This is a genomic window from Streptomyces sp. NPDC016640 (assembly GCF_043076215.1).
In the GTDB taxonomy this organism is placed as follows: Bacteria; Actinomycetota; Actinomycetes; order Streptomycetales; family Streptomycetaceae; genus Streptomyces.
In genome coordinates this window covers 110,603-122,108 of record NZ_JBIBRG010000005.1, presented here as the reverse complement: position 1 = coordinate 122,108, position 11,506 = coordinate 110,603, and the positions used below count along the sequence as shown (strand labels likewise).

At 73.4% G+C, this 11,506-nt stretch carries 14 protein-coding genes; 11 read left to right on the top strand and 3 right to left on the bottom strand.

The window, feature by feature from the left end:
* Positions 1 to 15: 15 nt before the first annotated feature.
* Positions 16 to 1,593 carry an oxidoreductase gene (locus ACF07S_RS12630; RefSeq protein WP_391974157.1) on the bottom strand — a complete coding sequence of 526 codons (1,578 nt, stop codon included), beginning with the start codon at positions 1,591 to 1,593 and terminating at the stop codon, positions 16 to 18.
* A gap of 193 nt (positions 1,594 to 1,786) precedes the next feature.
* Here ACF07S_RS12630 and hisD point away from each other — a divergent pair, with 193 nt between their 5' ends.
* From hisD to hisF, 8 genes are read left to right on the top strand one after another with little or no spacing between them, the layout of a single operon-like run.
* Positions 1,787 to 3,127: a histidinol dehydrogenase gene (gene hisD, locus ACF07S_RS12625; RefSeq protein WP_391965119.1), complete on the top strand. Its 1,341-nt coding sequence runs from the start codon at positions 1,787 to 1,789 to the stop codon at positions 3,125 to 3,127.
* On the top strand, positions 3,124 to 4,230 hold the full coding sequence (locus tag ACF07S_RS12620; RefSeq protein ID WP_391974156.1) for a histidinol-phosphate transaminase: 1,107 nt from the start codon (positions 3,124 to 3,126) through the stop codon (positions 4,228 to 4,230). The genes hisD and ACF07S_RS12620 overlap by 4 nt, the downstream gene beginning before the upstream one ends.
* The gene (gene hisB, locus ACF07S_RS12615) at positions 4,227 to 4,820 is read left to right on the top strand and encodes an imidazoleglycerol-phosphate dehydratase HisB (protein ID WP_391965117.1); all 594 of its coding nucleotides are present in this window, start codon (positions 4,227 to 4,229) and stop codon (positions 4,818 to 4,820) included. Before ACF07S_RS12620 ends, hisB begins: the two co-directional genes overlap by 4 nt.
* A gap of 3 nt (positions 4,821 to 4,823) precedes the next feature.
* A complete protein-coding gene (locus tag ACF07S_RS12610; protein WP_391965116.1) occupies positions 4,824 to 4,982 on the top strand; it encodes a hypothetical protein in 159 nt (52 codons plus the stop codon).
* Positions 4,983 to 4,986: 4 nt separating this feature from the next.
* Entirely contained in the window at positions 4,987 to 5,628 is a 642-nt protein-coding gene (gene hisH, locus ACF07S_RS12605; RefSeq protein ID WP_391965115.1) for an imidazole glycerol phosphate synthase subunit HisH, read from the top strand.
* The gene (gene priA, locus ACF07S_RS12600) at positions 5,629 to 6,351 is read left to right on the top strand and encodes a bifunctional 1-(5-phosphoribosyl)-5-((5-phosphoribosylamino)methylideneamino)imidazole-4-carboxamide isomerase/phosphoribosylanthranilate isomerase PriA (protein ID WP_391965114.1); all 723 of its coding nucleotides are present in this window, start codon (positions 5,629 to 5,631) and stop codon (positions 6,349 to 6,351) included. It abuts the gene before it with no gap.
* Between the two features lie 16 nt (positions 6,352 to 6,367).
* Positions 6,368 to 6,772, top strand: coding sequence for a Rid family hydrolase (locus ACF07S_RS12595; RefSeq protein WP_391965113.1), 405 nt, complete (start codon positions 6,368 to 6,370; stop codon positions 6,770 to 6,772).
* On the top strand, positions 6,769 to 7,524 hold the full coding sequence (hisF, locus tag ACF07S_RS12590; RefSeq protein WP_391965112.1) for an imidazole glycerol phosphate synthase subunit HisF: 756 nt from the start codon (positions 6,769 to 6,771) through the stop codon (positions 7,522 to 7,524). Before ACF07S_RS12595 ends, hisF begins: the two co-directional genes overlap by 4 nt.
* A 3-nt stretch (positions 7,525 to 7,527) precedes the next feature.
* Here the strand turns inward: hisF and ACF07S_RS12585 are convergent, their stop codons facing one another.
* Together ACF07S_RS12585 and ACF07S_RS12580 are read right to left on the bottom strand one after the other, a co-directional pair.
* Complete coding sequence (locus ACF07S_RS12585; RefSeq protein WP_391965111.1) at positions 7,528 to 7,929, bottom strand: VOC family protein; 402 nt, start codon at positions 7,927 to 7,929, stop codon at positions 7,528 to 7,530.
* Positions 7,930 to 7,963: 34 nt separating this feature from the next.
* Positions 7,964 to 8,599 (bottom strand): TIGR03085 family metal-binding protein, encoded by a 636-nt coding sequence (locus ACF07S_RS12580; RefSeq protein ID WP_391965110.1) that lies wholly within the window; start codon positions 8,597 to 8,599, stop codon positions 7,964 to 7,966.
* Between the two features lie 137 nt (positions 8,600 to 8,736).
* On the opposite strand from ACF07S_RS12580, the gene hisI reads away from it, so the two are divergent.
* Genes hisI through ACF07S_RS12565 form a run of 3 tightly spaced genes read left to right on the top strand, consistent with a single transcriptional unit; the run spans position 8,737 to position 11,332 of the window.
* Entirely contained in the window at positions 8,737 to 9,144 is a 408-nt protein-coding gene (gene hisI / locus ACF07S_RS12575) for a phosphoribosyl-AMP cyclohydrolase (RefSeq protein WP_391965109.1), read from the top strand.
* A gap of 11 nt (positions 9,145 to 9,155) precedes the next feature.
* Entirely contained in the window at positions 9,156 to 10,649 is a 1,494-nt protein-coding gene (locus tag ACF07S_RS12570; RefSeq protein ID WP_391965108.1) for an anthranilate synthase component I, read from the top strand.
* A 41-nt stretch (positions 10,650 to 10,690) separates the two neighbouring features.
* Entirely contained in the window at positions 10,691 to 11,332 is a 642-nt protein-coding gene (locus ACF07S_RS12565) for a TIGR02234 family membrane protein (RefSeq protein ID WP_391974155.1), read from the top strand.
* Positions 11,333 to 11,506: the final 174 nt, after the last annotated feature.

Genomic DNA, 11,506 nt, shown 5'->3' with positions numbered 1-11,506 from the left:
CGCGGGCCGATCCCCTCAGGTACGGCGCAGCGTCCGGGTCGCGCCCGCCGCCACCGTCGTCGCCAGGACCCAGCCCAGCAGGATGAACGCGGCCGCCAGCCACTGCCAGCCGCCGCGCAGCTGCCAGAAGCCCACCTGGCCCAGGTCGATCACCGGCAGCAGCAGGTCCAGGGCGAACAGGGCCGGATCGAACGGCGGTTGCTCACCGCTGTCGAGGGGCGGGTGCTCCACGCGTGCGAAGGCCAGCGAACCGCACGCCCACAGCACCGCCATCCACACCGCGGCCCGGCCCGGACGGTATCCGTAGGCGACGGTCCAGTCCTGCGCGTAGCCCCACAGCTTGGCCGCCGGCGGCAGGCTCTCGCGGCGGCGGCGCTGCTTGGCGAGCAGCACCTCGCGGGCGTCCTCGTCCTCCCCGCCCGCCCGCAGCACGGCCGCCAGCCGCTCGTAGGGTTCCGGGTTGTACTCGGCGCTCGCCGCGTCCACCCAGCGCAGCCGCAGCTCCAGCGGGAACGGCCCGCGCGGCACCAGGTTCTCGTAGGCGAAGCCGCCCATGTGCAGCCGGCCCGGGCCCGGCCAGCTGTCGGCCCGGTCCATCAGGTTGACCACCCGCGCCCCCGACAGCACCACCCTGCCGCGCGCCGGCCGCTCCCCGAGGAAGCGCAGCTCCGGCGTCTGCAGCCGGCGCAGCGACAGCTCCTGCTCATCCGTGAGGGTGAACCAGGCCCCCTCGAAGTCCACCGCGTCCCCGAACCGCCCGTCGTCCAGCCGCACCCCGCCCTGGCACTCGAACCGCTGGATCCGCGTCCCGCGCGCCGGGGTCATCCCGCTCCGCGCCTGGGCGCCCACCCCGGCCGGGGTCAGGTACAGCGAACGCTCCACGGTCAGCTGGGGCGCGTTCAGCGCGAGCCGGGTGTACGGGTTGGCCAGCCGGGCGCCGCGCAGGCTCAGCGAGACGCCGATCGTCGCGCTGCGCAGGCTCAGTTCGCCGTGCGACTCCAGCATCTCCGCCTGGAGATCCTGGCCGACCGTCAGCCCGTCGGCCGCGATCGAGCGGCCGCTGCGGTCCCGGTGCACGATCGCTTGGTTGAGCAGCAGGTCCGTGCCGATCCGCGCGTCGGTGAGCCGTATGCCGCCCAGGAACCGGCAGCGCGGCAGGTGCAGATCGCCCTCGGTCTGCAGCCGGGCGGCCTCCAGGCGCGGTATCGAGCAGTCCACCATCCGCACGGTCGTGAAGCGGGCCTCCGGCAGCAGCACGTCCCGCTCGAAGCGGCAGCCCCGCATCTCCACGTACGGCTCCACCGTGCCCCCGGCGAGGTCCAGCGCGCCGCTGATCCGCACCCCGACCAGCTTCAGCGAGGGGACCCGGCCGGCCAGGGCGGGCGGACCGTCCAGCAGGAGCCAGCACACGACGAGGGCCCGGACCGTCCGCTCGGGCCCCCACGGATGTCCCCCGTGCGGATCGTCGACGACCGTGTCCCCGCTGCTCAGGTCGTACTCACTGCCGTTGCGGAAGGCCTGCCACATGCCGGCCTCCGCCGCGGTCAGGTCCTCCGGCGGCTCTCCGGCGTCCGGTCCCACCCCGTCGGTCACGGCGTTCCCCTCCTCCCCAGCTACTCGCCGGTTCGTCCCTTCGTACAGCCGTTCATGCCCGCTCCGGTGACGCGTCGAACACGGAAAGTGAAAAGGATCTGCGGAATGTGCGCGGACCGTCACCGCCCGTGGTCCATATCAGCCACTGGAACGGGAGAACGGCCCACCGCGCGGGTCTGAGACAATTGAGCACGTGCTGCAACATTCCTTCCTGGCCCGAATCGATCTGCGCGGCGACGCCCTCCCCGAGGGCCCCGCCCTGCGCGACCTGCTGCCCCGAGCCGACTTCGACGTCGCGGCCGCCCTCGAGAAGGTGCGGCCCATCTGCGAGGACGTGCATCATCGCGGCGACGCGGCGCTGATCGACTTCGCCGAGCGGTTCGACGGCGTCAGGCTCGACCGGGTGCGGGTCCCGGCCGCCGCCCTCACGCGCGCGCTGGAGGAACTCGACCCGGCCGTGCGCGCGGCCCTGGAGGAGTCCATCCGGCGCGCCCGGCTCGTCCACCGCGAGCAGCGCCGCAGCACCCACACCACCCAGGTCGTGCCCGGCGGCACGGTCACCGAGAAGTGGGTGCCGGTCGACCGCGTGGGCCTGTACGCGCCGGGCGGCCGGTCCGTCTACCCGTCCTCCGTGATCATGAACGCGGTGCCCGCGCAGGAGGCCGGCGTCCCGTCCATCGCGCTCGCCTCCCCGGCCCAGGCCGACTTCGGCGGGCTGCCGCACCCGACGATCCTCGCCGCCTGCGCGCTGCTCGGCGTCGACGAGGTGTACGCGGCCGGCGGGGCCACCGCCGTCGCGATGTTCGCCCACGGCACCGAGTCCTGCCCGCCCGCGAACATGGTCACCGGCCCCGGCAACATCTGGGTCGCCGCCGCCAAGCGCTACTTCACCGGCAGGATCGGCATCGACGCCGAGGCCGGCCCGACCGAGATCGCGATCCTCGCGGACTCCACCGCCGACCCCGTGCACGTCGCCTCGGACCTGATCAGCCAGGCCGAGCACGACCCGCTGGCCGCCGCCGTCCTGGTCACCGACTCGGCGGACCTCGCGGACGCGGTGGAGAAGGAGCTCCGGCCGCAGGTCGAGGCCACCAAGCACATCGACGACCGGATCGTCCCGGCGCTGTCCGGCCGCCAGTCCGCCATCGTCCTGGTCGACGGCCTGGACGAAGGCCTGCGCGTCGTCGACGCCTACGGCGCCGAGCACCTGGAGATCCAGACCGCCGACGCCGCCGCGGTCGCCGGGCGGGTGCGCAACGCGGGCGCGGTCTTCGTCGGCCCCTGGTCCCCGGTCTCGCTCGGCGACTACGCGGCCGGCTCCAACCACGTCCTGCCCACCGGCGGCTGCGCCTGCCACTCCTCGGGCCTGTCCGTCCAGTCCTTCCTGCGCGGCATCCACATCGTCGACTACACGCGGGACGCGCTGGCCGAGGTCGCGCACCACGTGGTCACGCTGGCGGAGGCGGAGGACCTGCCCGCGCACGGCGCGGCGATCAAGGCCAGGTTCGGCTGGAAGGTACCCGAGAGCAAGTGACCGGCATCGACGATCTCCCCGTACGGGACGAGCTGCGCGGCAAGTCCCCCTACGGCGCGCCCCAGCTGGACGTCCCCGTACGGCTGAACACCAACGAGAACCCCTACCCGCTGCCCGAGCCGCTGGTCGAGCGGATCACCGAGCGGGTGCGCGAGGCGGCCCGCACCCTCAACCGCTACCCGGACCGGGACGCGGTGGAGCTGCGGACCCGGCTCGCCGAGTACCTGACGAAGACGTCCGGCCACCCGGTCGGCGTCGGGAACGTCTGGGCCGCCAACGGCTCCAACGAGGTCATCCAGCAGCTGCTGCAGACCTTCGGCGGACCGGGCCGCACCGCGATCGGCTTCGAGCCGTCGTACTCGATGCACGGCCTGATCGCGCGCGGCACCGGCACCGGCTGGATCTCCGGCCCGCGCCACGAGGACTTCACCATCGACCTCCCCACCGCCGAGCGGGCCGTCGCCGAGCACCGCCCGGACGTCGTCTTCATCACCACCCCCAACAACCCCACCGGCAACGCCGTCCCCCCGGAGACGGTCCTCTCCCTCTACGCGGCCGCCCAGGCGGCCAAGCCGTCCATGGTGGTCGTGGACGAGGCGTACATCGAGTTCAGCCACGGCGACTCGCTGCTCCGGCTGCTCGACGGACGCCCGAACCTCGTCGTCTCCCGCACCATGTCGAAGGCGTTCGGCGCGGCGGGCCTGCGCCTCGGCTACCTCGCCGCGCACCCGGCGGTCGTCGACGCCGTCCAGCTCGTCCGGCTGCCGTACCACCTCTCGGCCGTCACCCAGGCGACCGCGCTGGCCGCCCTGGAGCACACCGACACGCTGCTCGGCTACGTGGAACAGCTCAAGGCCGAACGGGACCGGCTGGTCGCCGAGCTGCGCGCCATCGGCTACGAGGTCACCGAGTCCGACGCCAACTTCGTCCAGTTCGGAAGATTCGAGGACTCCCACACCACCTGGCGGCGGATCCTGGACCGGGGCGTCCTGGTCCGGGACAACGGCGTGCCCGGCCGGCTGCGGGTCACCGCCGGAACCCCCGAAGAGAACGACGCGTTCCTCGACGCGGTACGTGAGTTGAAGAAGGAGCAGAGTTCATGAGCCGCGTAGGACGCGTGGAACGCGCGACCAAGGAAACGTCCGTCCTCGTCGAGATCGACCTCGACGGCACCGGGAAGACCGAGATCGCCACCGGGGTCGGCTTCTACGACCACATGCTCGACCAGCTCGGCCGGCACGGTCTGTTCGACCTGACCGTGAGGACCGAGGGCGACCTGCACATCGACTCCCACCACACCATCGAGGACACCGCCCTCGCGCTCGGCGCCGCCTTCAGGCAGGCGCTCGGCGACAAGGTGGGCATCTACCGCTTCGGCAACTGCACGGTCCCGCTGGACGAGTCCCTCGCCCAGGTCACCGTCGACCTGTCCGGCCGCCCCTACCTCGTGCACACCGAGCCCGAGAAGATGGCGCCGATGATCGGCGAGTACGACACCACGATGACCCGGCACATCCTGGAGTCCTTCGTCGCCCAGGCGCAGATCGCGCTGCACGTGCACGTGCCCTACGGGCGCAACGCGCACCACATCGTGGAGTGCCAGTTCAAGGCCCTCGCCCGCGCCCTGCGCTACGCCTGCGAACGCGACCCCCGCGCGGCCGGGATCCTGCCCTCCACGAAGGGCGCGCTGTAACCCGTGAACGGTCTGTCCACCGTCCTGATCGTCGTCGGCCTGTTCTTCGTCGGCGGCATCGTCTCCTTCGTCAAGCAGAAGATGCCCACGAGCCTCATCGTGGTGCTCTCGATCGGCGCCGCGATGTGCCTCGTCGCCGGCGTCCTGAGGCTGGAGGTGTGAGCGCGTGAGCACTACCAAGAAGGTCGTGGTCTTCGACTACGGATTCGGCAACATCCGCTCCGCCGAGCGTGCCCTCGCCCGCGCGGGGGCCGACGTCGAGATCACCCGTGACTTCGACCGGGCGATGAACGCCGACGGGCTGCTGGTGCCCGGCGTCGGCGCCTTCGCCGCCTGCATGCGGGGCCTGAAGCAGGCGCGCGGCGACTGGATCGTCGACCGCAGGCTCTCCGGCGGCCGCCCGGTGATGGGCATCTGCGTCGGCATGCAGATCCTGTTCGCGCGCGGCATCGAGCACGGCGTGGAGACCGAGGGCCTCGACGAGTGGCCCGGCTCGGTCGAGCCGCTGCAGGCCGACGTCGTGCCCCACATGGGCTGGAACACCGTGGACGCCCCGGACGGCTCCGAGCTGTTCGCCGGACTGGACGCGGACACCCGCTTCTACTTCGTGCACTCCTACGCCGTCCACGACTGGAGCCTGGAGACCACGAACCCGGCGATGCGCGCCCCGCTCGTCACCTGGTCCACCCACGGCAAGCCGTTCGTGGCGGCCGTGGAGAACGGCGCCCTGTGGGCGACCCAGTTCCACCCCGAGAAGTCCGGCGACGCCGGTGCCCAGCTCCTCACCAACTGGATCGGAACCCTGTAGATGGCCAAGCTCGAACTGCTCCCCGCCGTCGACGTCCGTGACGGACTCGCCGTCCGCCTGGTGCACGGCGAGTCCGGGACGGAGACGTCGTACGGCTCCCCCCTCGATGCCGCCCTCGCCTGGCAGCGCTCCGGCGCCGAGTGGCTGCACCTGGTCGACCTGGACGCCGCCTTCGGCACCGGCGACAACCGCGAGCTGATCGCCGAGGTCGCCGGGGCGATGGACATCAAGGTGGAGCTGTCCGGCGGCATCCGGGACGACGACACCCTCGCCGCCGCCCTCGCCACCGGCTGCACCCGCGTCAACCTCGGCACCGCCGCCCTGGAGACCCCCGCGTGGGTCGCCCGTGTCATCGCCGAGCACGGCGACAAGATCGCCGTCGGTCTCGACGTGCGCGGCACCACCCTGCGCGGCCGCGGCTGGACCCGCGACGGCGGCGACCTCTACGAGACGCTGGACCGCCTCAACAAGGAGGGCTGCGCCCGCTACGTCGTCACCGACATCGCCAAGGACGGCACCCTCGAGGGCCCCAACCTGGAGCTGCTGAGGAACGTCTGCGCCGCCACCGACCGCCCGGTGGTCGCCTCCGGCGGCGTGTCCTCGCTGGACGACCTGCGCGCCCTCGCGGAGCTCGTGCCGCTCGGCGTCGAGGGCGCCATCGTCGGCAAGGCCCTGTACGCGAAGGCGTTCACCCTGGAAGAGGCCCTGGAGGCCACATCGTGACAAAGGACACAGTGCGATGACGTCCGAAGCCGTACGGCGCGTGCAGAGCGGAAACCCCTGGGAGGAGACCCTCGGCTGCGCACGCGCCGTGGCGGCGGGCGACCGCGTCCTGGTGGCGGGGACCACCGCCTTCCGGGGCACCGTGCTGCACGGGGAGGGCGACCCCTACGAGCAGGCCAGGGCGGCCTTCGGCACCGCGCTGGAGGCGATCGGCGAGTTCGGGCTCGGCGTGGAGTCCGTGATCCGCACCCGCATCCACCTCGCCCACGCGCGGGACGTCGACGCGGCCGGCCGGGCCCACAAGGAGCTGTTCGACTCGGTGCGCCCGGTCACCACCCTGCTGGTGGTCGAGGGCTTCGTCGACTCGCGCGTGCTGGTCTCAGTGGAACTGGAAGCATTCAGAGGAGCCGTGAAGTCATGACCCTGGCGGTCCGAGTCATCCCCTGCCTGGACGTGGACAACGGCCGGGTCGTCAAGGGCGTCAACTTCCAGAACCTGCGCGACGCGGGCGACCCCGTCGAGATGGCCAAGGTGTACGACGCCGAGGGCGCCGACGAGCTGACGTTCCTCGACATCACCGCCTCGTCGGGCAACCGCGAGACCACCTACGACGTGGTGCGCCGCACCGCCGAGCAGGTGTTCATCCCGCTGACGGTCGGCGGCGGCGTGCGCACCGCCGACGACGTGGACAGGCTGCTGCGGGCCGGTGCCGACAAGGTGGGCGTGAACACCGCCGCCATCGCCCGTCCGGAGCTCATCCGCGAGATCGCCGAGCGGTTCGGCCGCCAGGTCCTCGTCCTCTCGGTCGACGCCCGGCGCACCGAATCCGGTTCCTTCGAGGTCACCACGCACGGCGGCCGTCGCGGCACCGGCATCGACGCCGTCGAGTGGGCGCACCGGGCCGCGGAGCTGGGCGCGGGCGAGATCCTGCTCAACTCCATGGACGCCGACGGCACCAAGGACGGCTACGACCTGGAGATGATCACCGCCGTGCGCAAGCACGTCACCGTCCCGGTCATCGCCTCGGGCGGCGCGGGCGGACTCGCCGACTTCCCGCCCGCGGTCGCGGCGGGCGCGGACGCGGTCCTCGCCGCCTCCGTCTTCCACTTCGGCGACCTGCGCATCGGCCAGGTCAAGGAGACCCTGCGGGGAGCCGGCCACCCGGTGCGCTGAGGCTCAGCCCGTCGTCGGCTGGGCCAGCTGGATCAGGTTGCCGACCGTGTCGTCCAGCAGGGCGGTGAGGAACGGGCCCTGCTCGCGCGGGTCCTGGACGAAGTGGACGCCCTCCCCGCGGAGACGCTCGTACTCCGCGCGGAGGTCGTCCACCGACAGCACGATGGCGGGCAGGCCCGCCTCGCGGACCGACCGGCGGTACGGCTCGGCGATGGGGCCCCGGCCCGGCTCCAGCAGGAGCTCCAGGTCCCGCTGGGCGCCCTCGCGCGCGCCCACCGTGACGAACAGCGTGCCGCCGCCCAGGTCCATGTGGGCCCGGGTCTCGAAGCCGAGGACATCGGTGTAGAAGGCGTGCGCCTTCGCCACGTCGTCGACGTACACGCTGGTCATGGCCACTTTGATCACGAGCTGTGCCTTTCGGGTGCGGACCGGGTGCCGGTCAGATGCCGAGCTGCCCGGTCCCGCGCAGCTTCACGATCGCGTCCTCGTCGCCCTCCAGCCCGACCTCGGCCGCGCCCTGCCGGCCGTAGGCGAACAGCACCAGCTCGGACGGCTCCCCGGTCACCGTGACCACCGGGGTGCCGCGGTGGGCCACCGCCGTCCGGCCGTCCGGACGGCGCAGCACCAGGCCCGTCGGAGCGCGGCGGCCCATCAGCCGCGCGGAGCGCTCCAGCCGCGACCACAGGGCGTCCTGGAAGACCGGGTCCAGCTCGCGCGGCGTCCACCCGGGCCGGGCCCGGCGTACGTCCTCGGCGTGGACGTAGAACTCGACGATGTTCGACAGCTCGTCGACCTGCTTGAGGGAGAAGGGCGAGAAACGCGGCGGACCGGTCCGGATCAGCTGGATCAGCTCCTCGTAGGGCTTGGCGGTGAACTCCGCCATCACCCGCTCCAGGCGTCCCGCGAGCTGCTTGACCAGCATGCCGCCCGCCGCGTCGGGGCGGCGCTCGCGCACCACCACGTGGGCGGCGAGGTCCCGGGCCGTCCAGCCCTCGCACAGGGTGGGGGCCTCGGGCCCCGCGGTCTCCAGCAGATCGGCCAGCAGGAGACGTTCACGCTTGGCATGGGTCGACATACCGGCCAGCCTACGGCCGGGAGCCGGGTCCGCCCACCCGTCGTCCGGCCGCCGCCCCCGGCGCGGAGCCGCGCCGCCGTTCCCGATCGGTGGACGCGACGGCGGGCACGGCCGCCCCGCGCGGCACAATGGTCGGCATGACGAGTACGTCCCGGCCCAGCCGCCTCGACCCCGAGATCGCCGCGCGGCTCAAGCGCAGCCCCGACGGCCTCCTGCCCGCCATCGCCCAGCAGTACGACACCGGAGAGGTGCTGATGCTGGGCTGGATGGACGACGAGGCGCTGCACCGCACACTGACCACCGGCCGTTGCACCTACTGGTCGCGCAGCCGGCGCGAGTACTGGGTCAAGGGGGACACCTCCGGACACGTGCAGCACGTCAAGTCGGTCGCCCTGGACTGCGACGCCGACACCGTGCTGGTGAGGGTCGACCAGGTGGGCGCCGCCTGCCACACCGGCGACCGCACCTGCTTCGACACCGACGTGCTGCTGAAGGACGCCCCCGCCGGAGGCGCCGGTGCCGGCGCACCCGCCTCGGATCAGTAAGGACTGCCGCCATGGACCTCGAGACCTTCCGCAAGCTCGCCACCGACCGCCGGGTCGTCCCGGTCACCCGCAAGCTCCTCGCCGACGGCGACACCCCGGTCGCGCTCTACCGCAAGCTCGCCGCCGAGCGCCCCGGCACCTTCCTCCTGGAGTCCGCCGAGAACGGGCGCTCGTGGTCCCGCTACTCCTTCGTGGGCGTCCGCAGCGCCGGCACCCTCACCGAGCGCGGCGGACAGGCGCACTGGGAGGGCACCCCGCCCGTCGGCGTCCCCACCGACGGCGACCCGCTCGCCGCGCTGCGCGCCACCCTGCAGGCCCTGCACACCCCGCGCGACCTCGCCCACGACCTGGGCCTGCCGCCCTTCACCGGCGGCATGGTCGGCTACCTCGGCTACGACATCGTGCGCCGCCTGGAGAAGATCGGCCCCGGCGAGCGCGACGACCTGCGGCTGCCCGAACTGACCATGCTGCTCACCAGCGACCTCGCGGTCATGGACCACTGGGAGGGCGCGGTCTGGCTGATCGCCAACGCGATCAACCACAACGACCTGGAGACCGGCGTCGACGAGGCCTACGCCGACGCCGTGGCCCGCCTGGACGCCATGGAGGCCGACCTCACCCGCGCGGTGGCCCAGCCGCCCGCCGTGCTGCCGCCCTCCGAGCTGCCCGAGCACACCGCGCGGTGGGGCGGCCCGGACTTCCGGCGGGCCGTGGAGGACATCAAGGAGCGCATCCGCGCGGGGGAGGCCTTCCAGGTCGTCCCGTCCCAGCGGTTCGAGACCCCGTGCGGGGCGAGCGCGCTGGACGTCTACCGGGTGCTGCGGGCCACCAACCCCTCGCCGTACATGTACCTGTTCCGCTTCGACGGCTTCGACGTGGTGGGCTCCTCCCCCGAGGCCCTGGTGAAGGTCGAGGACGGGCAGGCCATGGTCCACCCCATCGCCGGCACCCGGCACCGCGGCGCCACCCTCCAGGAGGACCAGGCCCTCGCCGACGAACTGCTCGCCGACCCCAAGGAGCGCGCGGAGCACCTGATGCTCGTCGACCTCGGGCGCAACGACCTCGGGCGCGTCTGCGAACCCGGCTCCGTCGAGGTCGTCGACTTCATGTCCGTCGAGCGGTACTCGCACGTCATGCACATCGTCTCGACGGTCACCGGCCGCGTCAGCGCCGGCCGCACCGCCTTCGACGTGCTCACCGCCTGCTTCCCGGCCGGCACGCTCTCCGGCGCGCCCAAACCCCGCGCGATGCAGATCATCGACGAACTCGAACCCTCCCGGCGCGGGCTGTACGGCGGCTGCGTCGGCTACCTCGACTTCGCCGGCGACTCCGACACCGCGATCGCCATCCGCACGGCCCTGCTGCGCGACGGCACCGCGTACGTCCAGGCCGGCGCCGGAGTCGTCGCCGACTCCGACCCGGTCGCCGAGGACACCGAGTGCCGCAACAAGGCGGCGGCGGTGCTGCGCGCCGTGCACACCGCGAACCGGCTGGGACGGGCCTGAGGCGAACCCCGGGTGACGGTTCGCCCGGGGTTCAGGCGATAGTGGATGACGTGACTGCCGTACCTGCCCCCCGTTCCGAGGCCGCCGGCTCCGCCCGGACCGGCCGCCTCAGCCTCGCCGCCGCCCTGCTGTGCGGCGCCCTGGGCGCGGCCGTGACCCTGCTCGCCACCCGCCAGCAGTGGTCGCGGGGCACCGCGGCGGTGGCCGGCGGCACCTTCCCCCTGACCGCCGGCGGCAGCGACGTCACCGGCGTCCCCGCCGCCCTGGCCGTCGTGGGCCTGGCCGCGCTCGTCGCCGTGTTCGCCGTACGCCGGACCGGGCGCCTCGCCGTCGCCGCGCTGCTCGCCCTGTCCGGGGCGGGCACGGTCGCGGCGGCGCTGCTCGGCGCGTCGGACAGCGCGGCGCTCGACGAGAAGGCCGCGGAGGTCTCCGGCGACACGTCCGCGACGGTGACGGCCCTCGGTCATACGGCGTGGCCCTACGTGGCGGCCGCGGGCGGCGTGCTGCTGCTGCTGGCCGGGCTGCTGGCGCTGCGCTACGGGCGGCTGTGGCCGGCGATGTCCGGCCGCTACGAGCGGGGCGGCGCGCCGCGGCCGCGGCGCGGGCCCGCGCCTGTGGACCCCGACCGGCCCGAAGACCTGTGGAAGGCGCTCGACCGCGGGGAGGACCCCACCGGCGCGTGACGCCGCGGCCGCGGACGGGCCGGGGACGGTCGCGCGGCCCGGTGCCCGCGCGCGGGGTGCCTCCCGGGCCCCGGGGGAGGCGCGGCGGTCCGCGGCCGTGCCGGCACGGCCGCCCGCGACGCAGCGCGTACCCCCGCTCACCGCGGAGGCGTGCGTGCGGGACAATGGTCCCGA